Genomic DNA, 17,956 nt, shown 5'->3' with positions numbered 1-17,956 from the left:
AAAAAAATAATCCCCGGGCATTTTTGCTCAGATTCTTCCTTACCAACTAAAAAACAATAAAGATGAAATATAGTATCTGTGCAGTAATCCTGCTCACGACCATTTTTACCGCTTGCAACAACGAAACGAAAACAGCGGAAGCAACAACTGACACCTCAGAAAAACAAACCGAAACAAGAGCCGAATATATTGAAGTTGCGCCAAATGTAAAACTTCACGTTACCGATCTTGGAGAAGGAAAACCTGTCGTTTTAATACACGGTTATCCGTTGAGCGATGCCAGTTGGGAATACCAATATCATGCACTTGTGAAAGCTGGTTACCGCGTAATCGGAATCACCCTGAGGGGTTTTGGACAATCGGATAAACCATACGGAAAATACAATTACGATCAGTTTGCAGCAGATATTAAAGTAGTTTTAGACAAACTGGATATTAAAGACGCTACTTTGGGCGGACATTCGATGGGTGGAGCAATTGCGTTGCATTATGTAGCCAAATACAATAGTGCTCATGTGGGCAAATTGGCTTTATTCTCCGCTGCAGCACCTTGTCATACTAAAAAACCGGATTATCCTTATCCGTTTTTTACAAAAGAAGATATTACGCAATGGGTTGAATTAAACAATTCAGACAGACCTGCTTTACTGGCTGCCGTTGGCGAAAGATTTACTTTATCGGCTACTTCCCTGTCTCCGGGAATTGGCGCATGGTTAGGCGGAATCGAAATGCAGTCTTCTGCTTATGCGATGGAACAGGCTTTAATTGCTTTAAGAGATGAGGATTTGAGAGGTGATCTTCCAAAAATTAAAATTCCAACGCTGATCCTTCATGCAAAAGAAGACAAAATTGTGTCTTTTGCCCTGGCAGAACAAATGAACAAAGCCATTGCAGGTTCGCAATTGGTTCCTTTTGATAAAAGCGGTCACGCTTCTTTTATTGAAGAAAAAGACAAATTCAATCAGGAATTTATCAAATTTATAAAACAATAAATCAATCTAAACCGCCTGTAACAAATAATCTTTTACAGGCCGTGTAATCTTTCAAATTATGAATTCATTTCAACAACCGTCATTTGATACCGTAACAGAAGCTTTACAATGGCTGAATCAGGAAGGTTTTACCGAAAACTTTAATCTTGACGAAAACTGTATCCGGTACAACAATAACACACAGACCATGTCACCGGAAGAATTCAAAATTGAATATCTGTTTCGTTTTGAAGGAGATACGGATCCCGGAGATGAAGATATTGTTTACGGAATCATTTCCGATATCTATAATATAAAAGGTGTTTTAACAAGTGCTTTTGGAATCTATGCCGACGCTGTTTCGGCTGAAATGATCCGAAAACTTTCGACACACTAATCATAAATTCAGGAAAGCAATAATGAATTTACGACATATCGTAAGAGATAAATCTCATCTTAAGTCATAAACACTTAATTAACAACAAACTAAAAGTTTGGCATTTTATTAGAATAACTAACATCATATAAATTATAAATCTAAAAAAATTATGAAACCATCAGTTAACTTATTGTCACCCGACAATCACGCTTTAGTACTAATTGACTTCGAAGGGCAAATGGCTTTTGCTACAACGAATATTCCGTTAAGCGAATTACGTACGAACGTTGCCATTATTTCCGGCGCATCAAAAATCTTCAATGTACCAACAGTGGTTACAACAGTAGCAGAAGAAAGCTTTTCCGGTCCTGTTTTTCCGGAAGTAGAAGAATTTTATCCAATTGCAACTTCAGGATATATTGACCGTACCACTATGAATACCTGGGAAGATGAAAATGCCTATAAAGCAATAACCGGTAAGAATAAAAAGAAATTAGTACTGGCAGGATTATGGACAGGAGTTTGTATCGTCGGGCCAGCCCTGTCTGCTATTGAAGAAGGGTACGAAGTATATGTAATTACAGATGCATGCGGTGATGTAAGCAAAGAAGCCCACGAACGTGCGGTTCAGAGAATGATTCAGGCAGGTGCACAACCTATAACTTCTATACAATATCTGTTAGAACTTCAAAGAGACTGGGCACGTGAGGAAACGTATGCTCCGGTAACGAACCTAATGAAAAAGTACGGTGGTTCTTACGGTTTAGGAATCCATTATGCCCACAACATGCTGAAACATTAATTTTAAAAGTGAACAGTTTTCAGTCGCAGTCGCTGTCGCAGTTTACAATAAACAGTATTAGTGAACTGCAGACTGAAAACTATAAACTATAAACTGTAAACCGTAAACTGTAAACTGAAAACTATTTTGACTTCAATAAAATCCATATCGCAAAACATCAGGGCAATTATGCTGTCTTTTCTATTGATTGGAAGCATGGCATCGGCACAAAATTTTAAACTTTTGCGCTATGACGAAAACTACGAATTCCTAAAAGATTCAGGCAGAAATTTTTATGAGAATTTAAAATTTATTCCCCTGAACAAAGAGAAGGATTTTTATCTCTCTCTTGGAGGGGAAGCCCGATATGAATACGTTGATTTCAACAATGAAGACTGGGGAAGACTCCATATTGGTCACAACAACTTCTTATTGCAGCGCTACGATCTTCATGCCGATATTCATTTAGGAAAAACCTTCAGAGTATTTGCCCAATTAAGAAGTGCCTTGCAGGACGGAAGAAGCAACGGTCCGCGTGGTATTGACGAAGATCAGCTGAATGTACAGAATCTTTTTCTGGATGTCAGTGTATGGCAGAAAGAAGATCAAAAACTAATCATTCGTACCGGAAGACAAGAACTTGATTATGGTTCCGGAAGATTGATTTCGGTAAGAGAAGGACCAAATGCCAGGCTTTACTTTACAGGAGGAAAAATAATGTATTCTTCTGCCCGATTCTCAATTGACGGATTTGCCATGATGGTCGATACCATAAACACCGGAGTTTTTGACAATAAAATGTCGAAACAATTGAATCTTTGGGGCGCTTATTCGAAAATAATATTCCCGAAAGCTGGAAATCTGGATCTTTATTATCTCGGAATCCAAAGAAAAGAATCGCTGTTTGAAGAAGGAATGGCGTGCGAAAAACGACATACTGTAGGCTCCCGATTCTGGAAATACGGCGGTGGTTTTATTTATAATCTCGAAGCTGCGTATCAATTTGGGAGTTTTGGTTCCGGAAATATCAACGCCTGGACAGGATCGGTTGATGTAGGTTATTCTTTCGAAAACTTAAAATTCAAACCCACGATCAATCTTCGAAACGACTATATCTCCGGAGATCGAAATAAAGGCAATGGCAACCTGCAAACGTTCAATCCGTTGTATCCAAAAGGAGGTTATTTTGGTTTTAGTCCGCAGGTGGGTCCGGTAAACCTGATCGATATTCATCCCTACGCTACTATAGATTTACTGCCACAGCTAAAGATGCAGGTCGATGTGGTTTTTAACTGGAGATATTCACTGCAGGACGGTGTTTACAGGCCAAGCGGTACTTTAAACCTTCCCGGAAGTGCTTCGGCAGAACGTTATATCGGGACCGCTTATCTTGCCAATTTTTCGTATAGCGTCAACAAATATATTTCGGTGGTCAGCGGGATTCAGTATTTTAAAACCGGGGCTTTTATCGATGACATAATTCCAAATTCCAAAGACGGTGTGTTTTTTAACGCCAGACTCGGATTTAAATTTTAACAACTAAATTTATAACTATGAAAAACATAGCAATTTTCAACAACTGCAGACTTAGATATTTTTCTCTGTTTCTTTTGATCACATTTTTATTTGCCGGTTCATTCACCAATATAACTTTCGCCCAAACTGCTCCTGAAACCAAAATGGCTGCGCTTGGAACGACTATTACCTGGGGAAAAGTAGACAATGTTGCCATAAACGGACTGGTTCAGGGCCCTTCTTCTGCTGAAGCAGAACTACAGGTGGCCTGTGTTTTTGAATATACAGAAGGGGACATCTTCAACCCTCCTGCCCTTCCTGCGAACCTAAACGGAATGGTACATTTAGATGATGCCTTAAAAGGGATTATTACCGAATTACGCAAAAGCGGCAAATTTACAGGACATTCATTGGAGACTTTATTGATCACGCCTCCAAAAGGAACTTTGGCTGCCAAAAAATTATTGCTTATCGGTCTGGGTGACCGCACTAAATTCACACCGGACTTAATGATCAGTGTGGGAAGTGTTGCGATGCGCGAAGCATTACGCCTGGGGGTAAGCGATTACTCCTTTGCAAGCGATATCAAAGATGCCGGAATCGATTCTCCAACCGCTTTAGTGGCAACAAATGTAGTTTTAGGTTCATTTGAAGCCTACAGAACACAAACCTATCTGAAAGATAAAAAATTATCCGATCACAAGCCTTTAAGTAAAATCACTTTGCTTGCGGGACCGGCATTTTATACGGTTGCAGGAGAAGGAATTAAAGAAGCCATTGCGACGCTTAACTCTAAATAACGGAACTATGAAAGCAGATCTAATTTTATTCAACGGCAAAATTCATAGTTTCAACGCCGAAACTCCAAATGTTACGGCAGTAGCCATCAAAGACGGGAAGTTTATTGCAGTGGGAAATGACAGCAATGTAATGGAATTTGCAGCTGAAGAAACCAAAATAATCGATCTTCAGAACAGAAGAGTGGTTCCGGGAATTAACGATTCACACATTCATTTGATCCGTGGCGGCCTAAACTATAATTTAGAATTACGCTGGGATGGTGTCCCTTCTCTTGCAGATGCCCTCAGAATGTTGAAAGAACAGGTAGACCGAACGCCAAACCCGCAATGGGTTCGTGTGGTTGGCGGCTGGTCTGAATTTCAATTTGCGGAACGAAGAATGCCTACTTTAGAAGAAATCAATGCGATTGCTCCCGAAACTCCGGTTTTTATTCTGCATTTGTACGACAGGGCGATTATGAACAGAGCGGCGTTAAGAGCAGTGGGTTATACTAAAAATACGCCCGCTCCTCCCGGAGGGCAAATTGAACGCGATTCGAATGGTGAACCAACCGGACTTATTATTGCGACTCCAAATGCCATGATTTTGTATTCGACTTTGGCAAAAGGTCCTACACTTTCTTATGAACATCAGATTAATTCGACACGTCATTTCATGAAAGAACTGAACCGTTTCGGAATCACCAGTGTTATTGATGCAGGCGGCGGATTTCAGAATTTTCCGGACGATTACAAAGTAGTGAATGAATTGAATGAAAAGAAACAGCTTACCGTTAGAATTGCCTATAATCTTTTCACACAAAAACCAAAACACGAATTTGAAGATTTCGAAGACTGGATCGATACCGTAAAATTACATCAGGGAGACGATATGTACCGTCATAATGGTGCCGGTGAAATGTTGGTTTTCTCAGCTGCCGATTTTGAAGATTTCCTGCAGCCAAGACCGGATCTTCCTGAAAATATGGAAGCGGAACTCGAAAAAGTAGTGCGCCTTTTGGTTGAAAATCGCTGGCCGTTCCGACTTCACGCGACTTACAACGAAAGTATCACCAGATTTTTAAATGTCTTCGAAAAAATCAATCAGGAAATTCCGTTTAACGGATTACCGTGGATATTTGATCATGCCGAAACGATTGACGAAAGAAATATCGAACGTGTCAAAAATCTGGGCGGCGGTATCGCCGTACAAAGCAGAATGGCGTATCAGGGCGAATATTTCACAGACCGCTACGGCGCAAAAGCAGCCTAAAACACGCCGCCGATCAAGAAAATGCTTGAAATGGAAGTACCTGTTGGCGGAGGTTCTGATGCGACACGAGTAAGCAGTTACAATCCGTGGGTTTCTATGTACTGGATGACGGTCGGAAAAACGGTTGGAGGTTTGCAATTGTATAATGAAAGTCGGTTAAGCAGGGAAACTGCTTTGGAATTGTACACCAGAGGAAGTGCCTGGTTCTCTCAGGAACAAGCCAAAAAAGGAGATATCAGAACCGGAATGTTTGCAGATTTGGTGGTTTTAGACCGTGATTATTTTAATATCGACGATGAAGACATTAAAAAAATTGAAGCTGATCTGACCATTGTCGATGGAAAAATTGTGTATGCCAACGGAGATTTCTCTTCGTTTTCACCACCACATATTCCGATTCTGCCGGACTGGTCGCCTACCAATATTTACAACGGATATCCAACCAGAAGCAATTTGCAGAGCGCTATCGAAAAGAATTCAAAAGCAACTGCAAAACCAAGTCTGACTTCTCAGATACACAGTTGCAGCGGAAGCTGCGATGTTCACGCTCACAGTCACGATGTTGCCCGAATGAGCAATGTTCCGGTTAATAACTATAACGCATTTTGGGGCGCCCTGGGCTGTTCCTGTTTTGCCTTTTAAATTGTAAAGATATGATCGAAATTATAAAACAAATCCTGTATTCCGATTTAGGAACAACATTCAATAATGCAGCACTTTTAATTTTTAGGGTTTTACTGGCTGTTGAACTTTTCAGGGTACACGGAATGAAAAAATTCAGGGTTGAAAACGGACAAAGAGAACAGGTTCCAAATCCGTTGCATTTACCTCAAAAGTTAAACGCATTGGTGGCCACTTTCTCCGATACGGTAGTGCCGTTTCTTATTATTCTGGGCATCGGTACAAGATTTGCCGTATTGCCAACCATTGGGGTTACAGCCGTAGGTTATTTTGTGGTGCACAGAAAAGATTCACTCGAAGTACGTGATGTTCCTTATATGTACACCCTGTCCCTATTATTAATTTTGGCACTTGGTGCCGGAAAATATTCACTTGATTATTATTTATTAAACCTTCTTTAAAATGAAAGCCAACATCGGAATTAAACAAGAAAGCATCTCCAAAGTAGCAGAGGTATTAACCAAAGTTCTTGCAGACGAATTTGTACTTTATACAAAAACAAAAAAAGCACACTGGAATGTTGAAGGTCCTGACTTTTACAACAAACACCTTTTCTTCGAACAGCAATACGAAGCGCTTGACGAAATTGTAGATACCGTTGCAGAACGAATCAGAACTTTAGGCCATTACGCTCCCGGAACCCTTAAAGAATATCTGGCATTGACTCATCTTACCGAAGAATCCAGAGAGAAAAATGACAGTACCGGATATATCAAAGAATTATTGGCCGATCACGAAAGCATTTTAATTCACTTACGCGAGAACATCAACAATTTTGCTGCAGAATTGCACGATGCCGGAACCAGTGATTATATCACGGGTCTTTTAGAAAATCACGAAAAAATGGCCTGGATGCTTCGCGCCCACCTCAAATAAACAAATTATGGAAATACAAAAAAATATTTGGTATGTTACCCTGCTGCTCACCATGATAGCAGGGTATTGCGATACCGTAACTTTTGTGGCGGCAGACTCGATCTTTTCGGCGCATGTTACGGGTAACTTTATTGTCTTTGCCTATCAGATTATCAAAGGCTCAGACCTGCACGCTTGGGTAAAACTACTGACTTTTCCGGTTTTCATTCTGGCTGTAATTGTGGGAGGAAGAATTGCCTTAAAAAGTATCAATCATTACACTATCTTATTTTGGGAAGGTATTATATTGGTTTTAAGCGGTATTGCTACCTACGTTTTGGGTTACTTTGATTTTTTTTCCGAATGGGCCATGTATACTATTGCGATGACAACCGTATTTGCAATGGGACTGCAGAATGCTTTCGGAAAATTGTATGCCAAAGAAACGCACGGTCCGACCACCATGATGACCGGAAATGTAACGCAAGCCTCTCTTGACCTCGGAAACTTATTGAAAAATGGATTAAAAGAGGCCGAAGTACTGCTCAGTTTTAAGAAACAGCTGGTTACCATAATCGGTTTTCTTACGGGCTGTTTTTTAGGGGCAGTTGCAGGAAAGTTTTTCGGTTTGGGGACTTTGGTTTTGCCCGGAGCAGCCATGATTATATGTTACCTCTACCACCGCGAATAGTAAACAAACCCGGATATAGAGTTGCGGATTTCTGATAATATATTATCTTTAAAAAATGAATTTTATCCCTTTTATTTCTGTCAAAAAACACATAAGAAGCTTATCTACAGCCTTCTTGTTTGTACTTACAGGCATTTCCGGAATTGCCCAGTCTAAGGAAGATCCCGATCAACTAAAAAAGAAAATTGCTTCCGCTGAAAATAACAGCCAAAAGGTCGAATTCCTTTTGGCTTTGAGCAATTATTATCTTACCAAACCGGGAGAGTTTAAAACAGATCTTGACAGTGCAGATAATTTAAATTTTGAAGCAGAAAAATTAAGCAACAGCTTAGATTATAAACTCGGAAAAGGAAAAGCAATTCTGTTGTCCGCACAAATTTGCAGGGAAAAAGGCGATGCTAAAAAAGCACAAATTATTACGAATAAAGCTTTGGCCTATTCGATAAAAAACAATTTACCCGTTCTAAAAGCAGATGTCTACAGAGAGCTTTGTGCTTACAAAGGTTATGAAAAAGAGGATGTGGAAGAAAAAATAAAATATCTTGAAATCGCAATTCCGCTTTATAAAAAAGGCAAGGCTTACAAAAAACAGGCAGATGCTTTAAAAGATCTTGGCGATTATTACGGAAGTATAGAAGAAAATCAAAAAGCATTAGTGCATTTAGAAAATGCAGTTGTTATTTATAAAGCTATTGGTTTCAAAGCCCTTCAGGGTGTCTATACATTAATGTCAGACAATTACGGGATTTTACAAAACACGCAACTATCATTGCAATATGCATTAATGGCAGAAAAAACAGCCGAAGAAACTCACGATACCAGTTATCAGCTGTGTACCATTTACAATCATCTTGGCCTTGCTTATTATGATCTTCTCAAATATGACTTAGCCTTTTCTAATTTTGAAAAAGCGCTGAATATTGCGTTAGAGAATAAAAACGTAAGTGACATTAATACAATAAGTTACAATCTGGCATCATTGTACTGCCAGCAAAAAAATTATCATGAAGCATTGCGCACGCTTAAACGAACTGCCACGGATTATCCCCCGCAAGATGAGGTTACCAGAATAAGACAGCGGTTTATATTTGTAGTCTGCTATTCTATGCTTAAACAACTGGATAAAGCTAAGCCTTATTATGAGCAGATACTAAAAGATTATAAGGAATCGAATGTCGGTCTTGCTTATAAACTTACCGGAATTATCATTTATTTACAACAATCCGGGCAGGTAGAAAAAACGTATGCCTACATTGAAAAATTCAGGGAATTTGCTAAAAAATCGAATAAGCTTATTCTTTATTCTCAGGTTGAACTCTTGTCTTTTCAATCCGATCATGCCAGCAAAAAATACGAATCTGCCATAAAACATTTGCAGAAACATCAACTCCTGAGAGATTCTCTTTTTAACGTGGAAAAACTGAAACAGTCCGCAGCATTGCAGCTTCAATTTGAAACAGAAAAAAAAGACAAAAACATTAAACTGCTCACACAGCAGGGAAAATTACAGGAAATAAAAATTCATAACGATCAGATTATACGCTATGTTTTTATAGGAAGCGTTTTGGTCTTAATCCTTTTCTTAGCGTTTTTATACAACAGCTTCAGGTCCAAAAAGAAAAAGAACGAAGAGCTGGAAATTCAGCGACAACAGATTAATGAACAGAACGAACTGAACAAAAAAATGCTGATTGAAAAAGAATGGCTTTTAAAAGAAATTCACCATCGTGTTAAAAATAACCTTCAGATTGTGATTAGTTTATTAAACACACAATCGGCTTATCTGGATAACGAAGATGCTTTACTGGCCATACAAAACAGCCAGCACCGAATGCATGCGATGTCACTGATCCATCAAAAATTATATCAGTCGGATAATCTGGCGAATATAGATATGTCGTGGTATATTCATGAACTGATCAGCTATATGAAAGAATGTTTTGATACCGATCAAAACATCAATTTTGTTTTAAACACCGAAAAAGTATATCTGGATGTGGCACAGGCAGTACCACTTGGATTAATCATAAACGAAGCAATCAATAATGCTATTAAATATGCTTTCCCGTTAGAAAGAAAAGGAGAGGTACTTATTTCGCTTCAAAATATGAAAAAAAACGACTATCAGCTTATCGTTAAGGATAACGGAGTTGGACTTCCGGACCATTTTGAAACGCTCGAAAGAAATTCTCTGGGCATGAATCTTATGATTGGTTTAAGCGATCAGATTGACGGCACTTTTAACATGGAAAATGAGAATGGGCTCACCATCACAATCACATTTACAAGAAACACGGAATTTGAAGGGGCTGTTGAAAATTCTGAAATAATATAAATTTAGGTAATGAAGGAGAAAATTCTAATTGTTGAAGATGAATTTATTGTAGCAAACGATTTAAAAATCATGCTGCTCAAAGCGGGTTATCAGGTAACCGGTATTGCTTCTTCTGTGGTACAGGCCCGAAAATTAATCGGCGAAAAAAGACCGGATTGGGTATTACTGGATATCATGCTAAAAGGGGATCTGACCGGAATTGACCTGGCCTGGGAACTGCGCGAAATGCAATTGCCTTTTCTGTACATTTCCGCCAATACCAATCAGACGACACTTGAAGCCGTAAAAGCAACACATCCGTATGGGTTTATGGTGAAGCCATTCCGGGAAAGAGATCTTATGGTCATGCTCGATATTGCCAAATACAGATTTGATCAGGAAAACGGAACATTTACAGCGCTTCAGACCGAAACCGAAAATCAGGAAATTGACGGCATTATCGGAACAAGTCCTCTTTTGAAAGAAGTAATCGAAAAAATAAAAATTGTAGCCCCTGCCGAAACCTCAGTATTGATTCTGGGTGAAAGCGGTACCGGAAAAGAACGTGTAGCACATTCGATACACGATCTTTCGGCTCATAAATCGAATCCAATTGTGGTGGTCAATTGTGCTGCTTTGCCCCATTCCCTCATAGAATCAGAACTTTTCGGGCATGAAAAAGGTTCTTTTACAGGAGCCAATACTTTACGAATCGGAAAGTTTGAACAGGCCCATAACGGTACTATTTTTCTGGATGAAATTGGTGAATTACCCTTAGATTCCCAGGTAAAATTATTACGGGTGCTGCAGGAAAAAGAAATCCAGCGGCTTGGAGGAAATAAAACCATCAAAATCAATGTCCGTATTGTCGCCGCAACCAACCGTTCTTTAGAAAAAGAAGTTGCCGAAGGGCGTTTCAGGCTGGATTTGTATTACAGGCTAAACGTATTTCCAATTCAGTTACCCACTTTAAAAGAACGAAAAGAAGATATTGAAGCTCTTGCCCATTATTTTCTAAAGAAATACGCCTCAAATTCAAGAAAAAATGTCACCGGTATTAGTCCTTCCGCTTTAGAACAACTGATGCAATACGACTGGCCGGGAAATATTCGCGAATTAGAACATTTGATCGAAAGAAATGTATTATTGGCCAAAACCAATGAAATCGAAAAATTTGATCTTCCTTCCCATCCTTCAAATCCGTTACAGGAACAGTCCGGAAAAATGAAATCTATGGAAGAAATGGAAAAAGAACACATCCTGAATGCACTGCTAATCTGCGACGGAAAAGTTTCCGGACCGGGCGGTGCAGCAGAATTGCTGAAAATGCAGCCTCAGACTTTGTATGCAAAAATGAAAAAATTAGATATAAAACAAGGATATAATTAAAAGATATGGAAACAATAAAACTGGAATTAGACGAGAAAAAACACGGAGCTTTCAATCTGTATGTCGATGATAAAAAACTGGGCGAAATGACTGTAAGCATCAAAGACGATTTACTAACGGTTTACCATACCGGAGTTGAACCGGAAGCCGAAGGAAAAGGCTATGCCAAAAAACTGCTGGAGGAAATGGTTTCTTATGTACGTGCCAATCATCTAAAAGTGCTGCCGCTTTGTCCTTACGTTCACGCACAATTCAAAAGACATCCGGATGAATATGAAGACATCTGGAAAAAATAATTATTTCCTGATTGGGTTTTCATTACGGATTTACTTACGGAGATTTCTCCTCCGTCGAAATGACAAGATTGTGAAATACCACTCCCGATAGCTATCGCGATAAACGATTGAAGGCAAAAAAATCTGCCCAATCTGCTGAATCTGCGGGAAAAAAATTTCATTACCACTTATTAATTAAAAAATAAAGCTCATGAATACAGAAATTATAACAGACGGTGTACCTTTAAATGAAGCCAAAAAAGCCCTGATCATGATTCACGGCCGTGGTGCAGGCGCACATGATATCCTTTCGATTGCAAGACATCTGGAGGTGGAAGATTTTGTCCTGATAGCACCTCAGGCCGAAAACAGAACGTGGTATCCGTATTCGTTTTTGGTACCAATTGCTGAGAATGAACCTTCTTTTTCAAAATCGTTAGACACCATTCATCAGGTAGTTGTCGCCGTTCAGCAAAACGGAATTGAAAAGGAAAACATTTACTTTCTTGGATTTTCCCAGGGAGCCTGTCTTGCCTTAGAATTTACAGCCAGAAATGCTGCCAAATATGGCGGTGTGGTGGCTTTTACAGGCGGACTTATCGGTGATAAAGTATACGAAGAGCATTATGCCGGAAACTTTGAAAACACACCCATTTTCATCGGAACAAGCGATCCTGATTTTCACGTTCCGGTCGAAAGAGTCAATGAATCTGAAGCACTACTTAAAAAGTTAGGAGCAGCTGTTACCAAAAAAATCTATGCTAATATGGGACACACCATAAGTCAGGACGAAATTGATCTGGCCAACCAACTTGTATTCTCTAAAAAATCATGATACAAATTACCAGAGTCTATAGCGATGAGAATGGCGAAAGTCATTTTGAAGACTTCGAAGTGCCGTTGAAAAACAACGGTGATATTGGCTTTTTATCTGATGATGAACCGGTAAAATCGATCGTTTTCAGAGAAGTCAAACCTGCTTACGATTACGATTTTCATAATGCGCCCGACCGCCAGTATATTGTTTTACTGGAAGGAGGCGTTGAAATTGAAACTTCATTAGGAGAAAAAAGAAATTTTGAAACAGGATCCATTTTATTAGTGGAAGACACGACCGGAAAGGGCCACAAGACAAAAAACATCGAACCGAAACTTCGAAAATCAATTTTTATAAAACTTTAATTTTAAAATAAATAGTTACCGATTAAAAAATCTGAAAGAGGGATAGATAGCCACAGATTAAAGAATTAAACAGATTAAAAAAATCCGCTAAATCTGCTAAATCTGCGTGAAAAAGAAAATCACATAGATTTAGAAATACATTTCTGTCTGTTTTAATTAAATTACACAACAAGTTAAAATCATAAAATGGAAAAAGAAACCGTAAGAATCGAGAATTTCAGTGATGCCGTCTTCGCCATTGCCATTACGCTTTTGGTTTTGGATCTTCATGCTCCGGACACCACTGCAGTAAAAAACGGTGCTGAACTGCTTGCTTTTCTAAAAGGCGAATGGACCACCTATTTGGCTTTTACGCTTTCTTTTTTCAGTATTTTTATCATGTGGGTCAACCATCATAAAATTTTCAAGCAGATTTACAGTCGCAATACAGCCATCATGTTTGCCAACGGCCTGATTCTTTTTCTGGTTACCACCGTATCGTATCCGACCGCTTTACTGGCACGATTTTTCAACGGAGAAGCTGCTTCTGTTGCTGTTGCGATTTATACCGGAATCTTTGTACTGATCAATCTTTCGTACAATCTTTTGTGGTTTATCGCGAGTACCAACAAAAAACTATTGCGTCCCGGAATTACCAATTCGGCCATCCGAAAAATCAGGAAAAATTATTTGTACGGACTGCCAACCTATCTAATTGCATTTGGTATTTCATTCCGGTTTCCTGTCATTGCTTTGGCAATCTGTATGCTTTTATTAATTTTTTGGGCTGTTTCTTCAGGGAAAATAAATATGGCGCAGGAATAGCAATCAACCTAAAAATGTCCTTTTTTGATCCCCAGTTTCTGCATTTTCGAAATTAGTGTAGTTCCGGGCAAATCTAATAAAACGGCAGCGCCCTGCGGTCCTGAAATTCTCCCGCCGCATTTTTGTACAACTTTCAGAATGTGCTCCTTCTCTACTTCCTGCAGCGTTTTGATATAAAAATCCGTTTCGGAAATCGTAGATTCTGTTTTAAAAATTTCGGGGAAACTCATTTCTTTTATCATTTCCTCTTTGGCAAATAAGGTGCCTCTCTCTACCATATTTTCGAGTTCCCTGACATTTCCGGGCCAGGCATAGGCGGTCATGCTGTTTATTACTTTTTTAGAAAAGCCCTTGACTTTTTTGCCGTTTTTCTGCGAATGCTTTTCGAGGAAAAAATTCCCCAATAGTTCAATATCTTCCGGACGATCCCGCAGAGCCGGCAGCGCAATCGGGAATACATTAAGGCGATAATACAAATCACTTCTGAAACGGCCTTCGACAACCTCTTTTTCCAGTAATCTGTTGGTCGCGGCAATGACCCGAACATTTACTTTCAGGGTGTTTTTACCGCCAATTCGTTCTATTTCTTTCTCCTGCAAAACCCGTAGCAGTTTGCCCTGCAATTCCAAAGGCAGCTCCCCTATTTCATCCAGAAAAATAGTGCCGTTATGGGCCTGTTCGAATTTACCGATTCTCACTTCCGTAGCGCCTGTAAAAGCGCCTTTTTCATGTCCGAATAATTCACTTTCTATTAAGTTTTCCGGAATCGAGGCACAATTGACTCTCACTATTTTTTCATTAGAAACCAAAGACAACTGATGAATCGCACTTGCAATCAGTTCTTTTCCGGTTCCGGTTTCGCCAAAAATCAAAACGGTCGAATACGACGCTGCAACCTGCTGAATCAATTCGTATACCTGTTGCATAGCTTCGCTTTTCCCTACAATTCCATAAAAGCCCTGAGGTTCTTCCTTTTTTACAGGTACTTTTTTTAGTTCAGGAGTACTTTTCAGCCGTATCAATTCGGCTAAATTGCTTTCGTACCGCTCCGTCATTTTGAGATTGCGGAAAGTAATGGAAAACTGAGTCGCGATACCCCGAATAATGCGATTGGATTCTCTGGTAAAAGCGGTGGTATTTCTAAAGAAAAGAAAAAGTACATTTCTGCTTCCTTTACTATACGGAAGACAAATTCCGATTCCGTTTTTAAAACCTTTGGTATTTATGGAATGAAGATAGTCCGGAATGTTATTTTTCCGTTCCGTTAAGGCTTTTAAATCAAAAATAACGGTATCGGCATTGTTGGCACAAGCGTCAAAAAAACCATCTGCTGTAGAATAGGTCTTGTTGTCTTGTGTTTTTGGTGCTGTCAATTGATAGAAAATTTCATAGGCCGTTTCGGCTTCATTGGAAAAAGCAAAAATAAAATCTTCAAAAGAAAGATGCTCTTTTAACAAATCGCTTACAACAAAGTGAAATTCTTCTTTGGTTTCTGCTTCCGAAAGCGCCTTGCAGATCGACAGAATCAAAATCTGTTCTCTTTCTCTTTCCTGCAGCCGGTTCATGATAACTGCAGTCGGATCTGTAGGCTTTTCCATAGTAGTGATTGGTGTGGTATTAGGTCGTAACAGGGTAAATTTAAGAAATAGAACTAATTAAATTACTATCGATTTTTGAAATAAAGCATATACTCCGCATAAAATTACGATATATCGTATAATTAAAAACGTACAACAAGCATGTAATTTACTAATTAGCAACACCTTAAAACAAACGGAATGTTATTTGGTTAGTATTGGTCAGATTTAAAAAAGATCGCGTTTTTATTTCTTAATCTAGGTTAATCGATGATGAGGCATAACGGACGTAAATTTGTAAAAGAAAATCAATAACAATTTAATATCAATAGAAACCATGGAAAATAAAATTTTAGGCTTACACCATATTACTGCAATTGCAGGTGACGCGAAACGTAATTTCAACTTTTACGCCAACGTATTAGGATTAAGATTCATTAAAAAAACAGTCAACTTTGATGATCCGGGAACGTATCACTTTTACTTTGGTGACGAGGTGGGTAGTGCCGGAACCATCTTAACTTTTTTCCCTTGGGGAGAAGGAATCCAGCAAGGAAGAAAAGGTTCCGGAATGGCAACAGAAATTGGCTATTCCGTACCAAAAGGAAGTCTTGATTTCTGGCAGCAACGTTTTGAAAAATACAATGTAATTTACAATAAACCTGCTGAAAAATTCGGTGAAAAATATTTGACTTTCTTAGATCCGGACGGACTAAAATTAGAGTTAATCGAATCTAAAACAGATGATAACAGAAAACCCTGGGAAACTGACGAAGTAAAAGCCGATGTCGCAACAAAAGGTTTTCATAACATCACACTGACTTTAAACAGTATCAAAGCTACTGCTGCCATCTTAACCGATATATTTGGATATAAATTGATTGACCAGGAGGTAAACCGTTACCGTTACGCAACAGACACTGTAGAAAATGCTGCTATTGTTGACCTTGTAGAACTGGCAGAAGAAAAACGCGGTCATGTAGCCAACGGATCTGTTCACCACGTGGCTTTCCGAGTGCAGAATGATGAAATTTTAATGCACTTCCGTGAAAAAATCGAAGCTTACGGATTATCCATAACACCACAAATCGACAGACAGTATTTTCACTCTTTGTACTTTAGAGAACCAGGCGGAGTTTTGTTTGAAATCGCTACCGAAAATCCCGGTTTTACCGTTGATGAAAGCTTAGAAGAATTAGGTCAGAATTTAAAACTTCCGGCACAATATGAATCAGACCGAGCTGCAATTGAAGCGCATCTGGTGAAGATTAATTAATTCTTTTTTAGTCTCAGTTTTCAGTATTCAGTCACAGTCGCAGTTTTCAGTTTATATTGAGACTGTAAACTGCGACTGAAAACTGTTTCTTATTTCACCAGTACACTTTTATATTTAACGATATCTTTTAACACAATACCTGTACCTCTCACAACAGCTCTTAAAGGATCTTCTGCAATATAAACCGGTAATTCTGTCTTTTGGGACAGCCTTTTGTCAAGACCACGCAGCATGGCGCCTCCTCCTGCAAGGTACAATCCCGTATTGTAAATGTCTGCAGCCAGCTCCGGTGGTGTCACTGAAAGCGTTACCATAATAGCATCTTCAATTCGCTGTATGGACTTATCCAGAGCTTTTGCAATTTCCCGGAACGAAACTTTGACCTCTTTGGGTTTTCCAGTTAGCAAATCCCTTCCGCGAACTGTTATATCTTCGGGAGCATCCTCAAGATCCTCCGTTGCAGCACCCACCTCAATTTTTATGCGTTCTGCAGAACCTTCACCAATATATAAATTATGGTGTGTTCTGATATAATACAAGATATCATTGGTAAAAACATCTCCGGCAATCTTTATCGATTTATCGCAAATTATGCCTCCAAGAGCAATAACCGCAATTTCCGTAGTTCCTCCTCCAATATCAACGATGATATTTCCTTTGGGCTGCATCACGTCCAGACCAATTCCGATTGCAGCGGCCATAGGCTCATGAATTAAAAATACTTCTTTGCCGTTTACACGTTCGCAGGATTCCTTTACCGCTCTCATTTCAACCTCGGTAATACCACTTGGAATACAGACGACCATTCGAAGTGCGGGGGTGAAAAAGTTTTTCTTGATCTGCGGTATATTTTTGATAAACCAGCTGATCATTTTTTCCGAAGCATCAAAATCTGCGATTACCCCGTCCTTAAGCGGCCGGATCGTTTTAATATTCTCATGTGTCTTACCCTGCATCAAACTGGCCTCCTGGCCTACAGCAATAATCTTCCCGTTTCTAATATCCCTGGCCACAATGGAAGGACTATCTACTACAATTTTTCCGTCGTAAATTATTAAAGTATTCGCTGTTCCCAAATCCATAGCTATTTCCACTATCATAAAATCAAATAAGCCCATAATATAGTTTTGTTTAAGAACGTTGATTGTTGCTGTTTTATTCTCTGCAAATAAGAAAATTCGAATACAACAATAAAATTTAACAACTCCGTACCT

At 39.1% G+C, this 17,956-nt stretch carries 17 protein-coding genes and 1 pseudogene; 16 read left to right on the top strand and 2 right to left on the bottom strand.

From position 1 onward, the window contains the following. Positions 1-62: 62 nt before the first annotated feature. The 15 genes and pseudogenes from EV142_RS07610 to EV142_RS07540 all read left to right on the top strand — a co-directional run bounded on the left by EV142_RS07610 (position 63) and on the right by EV142_RS07540 (position 13,889). Complete coding sequence (locus EV142_RS07610) at positions 63-992, top strand: alpha/beta fold hydrolase (protein WP_132034109.1); 930 nt, start codon at positions 63-65, stop codon at positions 990-992. Positions 993-1,050: 58 nt separating this feature from the next. Continuing rightward, a complete protein-coding gene (locus tag EV142_RS07605; protein WP_132034107.1) occupies positions 1,051-1,368 on the top strand; it encodes a phosphoribosylpyrophosphate synthetase in 318 nt (105 codons plus the stop codon). Between the two features lie 151 nt (positions 1,369-1,519). Then, positions 1,520-2,152 carry a hydrolase gene (locus EV142_RS07600; protein WP_132034105.1) on the top strand — a complete coding sequence of 211 codons (633 nt, stop codon included), beginning with the start codon at positions 1,520-1,522 and terminating at the stop codon, positions 2,150-2,152. A gap of 126 nt (positions 2,153-2,278) precedes the next feature. Then, a complete protein-coding gene (locus tag EV142_RS07595) occupies positions 2,279-3,667 on the top strand; it encodes an alginate export family protein (RefSeq protein WP_238698668.1) in 1,389 nt (462 codons plus the stop codon). Positions 3,668-3,684: 17 nt separating this feature from the next. Then, positions 3,685-4,446, top strand: a complete 762-nt coding sequence (locus EV142_RS07590) for a M17 family peptidase N-terminal domain-containing protein (protein ID WP_132034103.1) — start codon at positions 3,685-3,687, stop codon at positions 4,444-4,446. A 7-nt stretch (positions 4,447-4,453) separates the two neighbouring features. Continuing rightward, a pseudogene (locus EV142_RS07585) lies at positions 4,454-6,340 on the top strand (amidohydrolase). Between the two features lie 11 nt (positions 6,341-6,351). After that, the gene (locus EV142_RS07580; RefSeq protein ID WP_132034102.1) at positions 6,352-6,780 is read left to right on the top strand and encodes a DoxX family protein; all 429 of its coding nucleotides are present in this window, start codon (positions 6,352-6,354) and stop codon (positions 6,778-6,780) included. 1 nt (position 6,781) lies between these two features. Continuing rightward, entirely contained in the window at positions 6,782-7,255 is a 474-nt protein-coding gene (locus EV142_RS07575; RefSeq protein ID WP_132034100.1) for a Dps family protein, read from the top strand. Positions 7,256-7,262: 7 nt separating this feature from the next. Continuing rightward, positions 7,263-7,925 carry a YoaK family protein gene (locus tag EV142_RS07570; RefSeq protein ID WP_132034098.1) on the top strand — a complete coding sequence of 221 codons (663 nt, stop codon included), beginning with the start codon at positions 7,263-7,265 and terminating at the stop codon, positions 7,923-7,925. Between the two features lie 55 nt (positions 7,926-7,980). Continuing rightward, the gene (locus tag EV142_RS07565; RefSeq protein WP_132034096.1) at positions 7,981-10,260 is read left to right on the top strand and encodes a tetratricopeptide repeat-containing sensor histidine kinase; all 2,280 of its coding nucleotides are present in this window, start codon (positions 7,981-7,983) and stop codon (positions 10,258-10,260) included. A gap of 9 nt (positions 10,261-10,269) precedes the next feature. Continuing rightward, a complete protein-coding gene (locus EV142_RS07560) occupies positions 10,270-11,628 on the top strand; it encodes a sigma-54-dependent transcriptional regulator (protein ID WP_132034094.1) in 1,359 nt (452 codons plus the stop codon). Positions 11,629-11,633: 5 nt separating this feature from the next. Continuing rightward, a complete protein-coding gene (locus tag EV142_RS07555) occupies positions 11,634-11,924 on the top strand; it encodes a GNAT family N-acetyltransferase (protein WP_132034092.1) in 291 nt (96 codons plus the stop codon). Between the two features lie 190 nt (positions 11,925-12,114). Further along, a complete protein-coding gene (locus tag EV142_RS07550; RefSeq protein WP_132034090.1) occupies positions 12,115-12,738 on the top strand; it encodes an alpha/beta hydrolase in 624 nt (207 codons plus the stop codon). Next, the gene (locus EV142_RS07545; RefSeq protein WP_132034088.1) at positions 12,735-13,085 is read left to right on the top strand and encodes a cupin domain-containing protein; all 351 of its coding nucleotides are present in this window, start codon (positions 12,735-12,737) and stop codon (positions 13,083-13,085) included. The genes EV142_RS07550 and EV142_RS07545 overlap by 4 nt, the downstream gene beginning before the upstream one ends. A gap of 186 nt (positions 13,086-13,271) precedes the next feature. After that, on the top strand, positions 13,272-13,889 hold the full coding sequence (locus EV142_RS07540) for a TMEM175 family protein (RefSeq protein WP_132034086.1): 618 nt from the start codon (positions 13,272-13,274) through the stop codon (positions 13,887-13,889). Between the two features lie 8 nt (positions 13,890-13,897). Here EV142_RS07540 and EV142_RS07535 read toward each other — a convergent pair whose 3' ends face one another. Next, on the bottom strand, positions 13,898-15,487 hold the full coding sequence (locus EV142_RS07535) for a sigma-54 interaction domain-containing protein (protein WP_132034084.1): 1,590 nt from the start codon (positions 15,485-15,487) through the stop codon (positions 13,898-13,900). A gap of 316 nt (positions 15,488-15,803) precedes the next feature. On the opposite strand from EV142_RS07535, the gene EV142_RS07530 reads away from it, so the two are divergent. Further along, positions 15,804-16,742 carry a ring-cleaving dioxygenase gene (locus EV142_RS07530; protein WP_132034082.1) on the top strand — a complete coding sequence of 313 codons (939 nt, stop codon included), beginning with the start codon at positions 15,804-15,806 and terminating at the stop codon, positions 16,740-16,742. A gap of 89 nt (positions 16,743-16,831) precedes the next feature. On the opposite strand, the gene EV142_RS07525 is transcribed toward EV142_RS07530, so the two are convergent. Beyond that, positions 16,832-17,860, bottom strand: coding sequence for a rod shape-determining protein (locus tag EV142_RS07525; RefSeq protein ID WP_132034080.1), 1,029 nt, complete (start codon positions 17,858-17,860; stop codon positions 16,832-16,834). Between the last annotated feature and the right edge of the window lie 96 nt (positions 17,861-17,956).

The organism is Flavobacterium circumlabens (genome assembly GCF_004345565.1).
GTDB lineage: Bacteria > Bacteroidota > Bacteroidia > Flavobacteriales > Flavobacteriaceae > Flavobacterium > Flavobacterium circumlabens.
The sequence above is the reverse complement of the archived record's forward strand: the minus strand, read 5'-3'. Positions and strand labels throughout refer to the sequence as shown.

Excerpts from the sequence above, each read along its gene's own strand:
- EV142_RS07610 (WP_132034109.1), top strand. The coding sequence starts at position 63 with ATGAAATATAGTATCTGTGCAGTAATCCTGCTCACGACCATTTTTACC.
- EV142_RS07605 (WP_132034107.1), top strand. The coding sequence starts at position 1,051 with ATGAATTCATTTCAACAACCGTCATTTGATACCGTAACAGAAGCTTTA.
- EV142_RS07600 (WP_132034105.1), top strand. The coding sequence starts at position 1,520 with ATGAAACCATCAGTTAACTTATTGTCACCCGACAATCACGCTTTAGTA.
- EV142_RS07590 (WP_132034103.1), top strand. The coding sequence starts at position 3,685 with ATGAAAAACATAGCAATTTTCAACAACTGCAGACTTAGATATTTTTCT.
- EV142_RS07580 (WP_132034102.1), top strand. The coding sequence starts at position 6,352 with ATGATCGAAATTATAAAACAAATCCTGTATTCCGATTTAGGAACAACA.
- EV142_RS07575 (WP_132034100.1), top strand. The coding sequence starts at position 6,782 with ATGAAAGCCAACATCGGAATTAAACAAGAAAGCATCTCCAAAGTAGCA.
- EV142_RS07570 (WP_132034098.1), top strand. The coding sequence starts at position 7,263 with ATGGAAATACAAAAAAATATTTGGTATGTTACCCTGCTGCTCACCATG.
- EV142_RS07565 (WP_132034096.1), top strand. The coding sequence starts at position 7,981 with ATGAATTTTATCCCTTTTATTTCTGTCAAAAAACACATAAGAAGCTTA.
- EV142_RS07560 (WP_132034094.1), top strand. The coding sequence starts at position 10,270 with ATGAAGGAGAAAATTCTAATTGTTGAAGATGAATTTATTGTAGCAAAC.
- EV142_RS07555 (WP_132034092.1), top strand. The coding sequence starts at position 11,634 with ATGGAAACAATAAAACTGGAATTAGACGAGAAAAAACACGGAGCTTTC.
- EV142_RS07550 (WP_132034090.1), top strand. The coding sequence starts at position 12,115 with ATGAATACAGAAATTATAACAGACGGTGTACCTTTAAATGAAGCCAAA.
- EV142_RS07545 (WP_132034088.1), top strand. The coding sequence starts at position 12,735 with ATGATACAAATTACCAGAGTCTATAGCGATGAGAATGGCGAAAGTCAT.
- EV142_RS07540 (WP_132034086.1), top strand. The coding sequence starts at position 13,272 with ATGGAAAAAGAAACCGTAAGAATCGAGAATTTCAGTGATGCCGTCTTC.
- EV142_RS07535 (WP_132034084.1), bottom strand. The coding sequence starts at position 15,487 with ATGGAAAAGCCTACAGATCCGACTGCAGTTATCATGAACCGGCTGCAG.
- EV142_RS07530 (WP_132034082.1), top strand. The coding sequence starts at position 15,804 with ATGGAAAATAAAATTTTAGGCTTACACCATATTACTGCAATTGCAGGT.
- EV142_RS07525 (WP_132034080.1), bottom strand. The coding sequence starts at position 17,860 with ATGGGCTTATTTGATTTTATGATAGTGGAAATAGCTATGGATTTGGGA.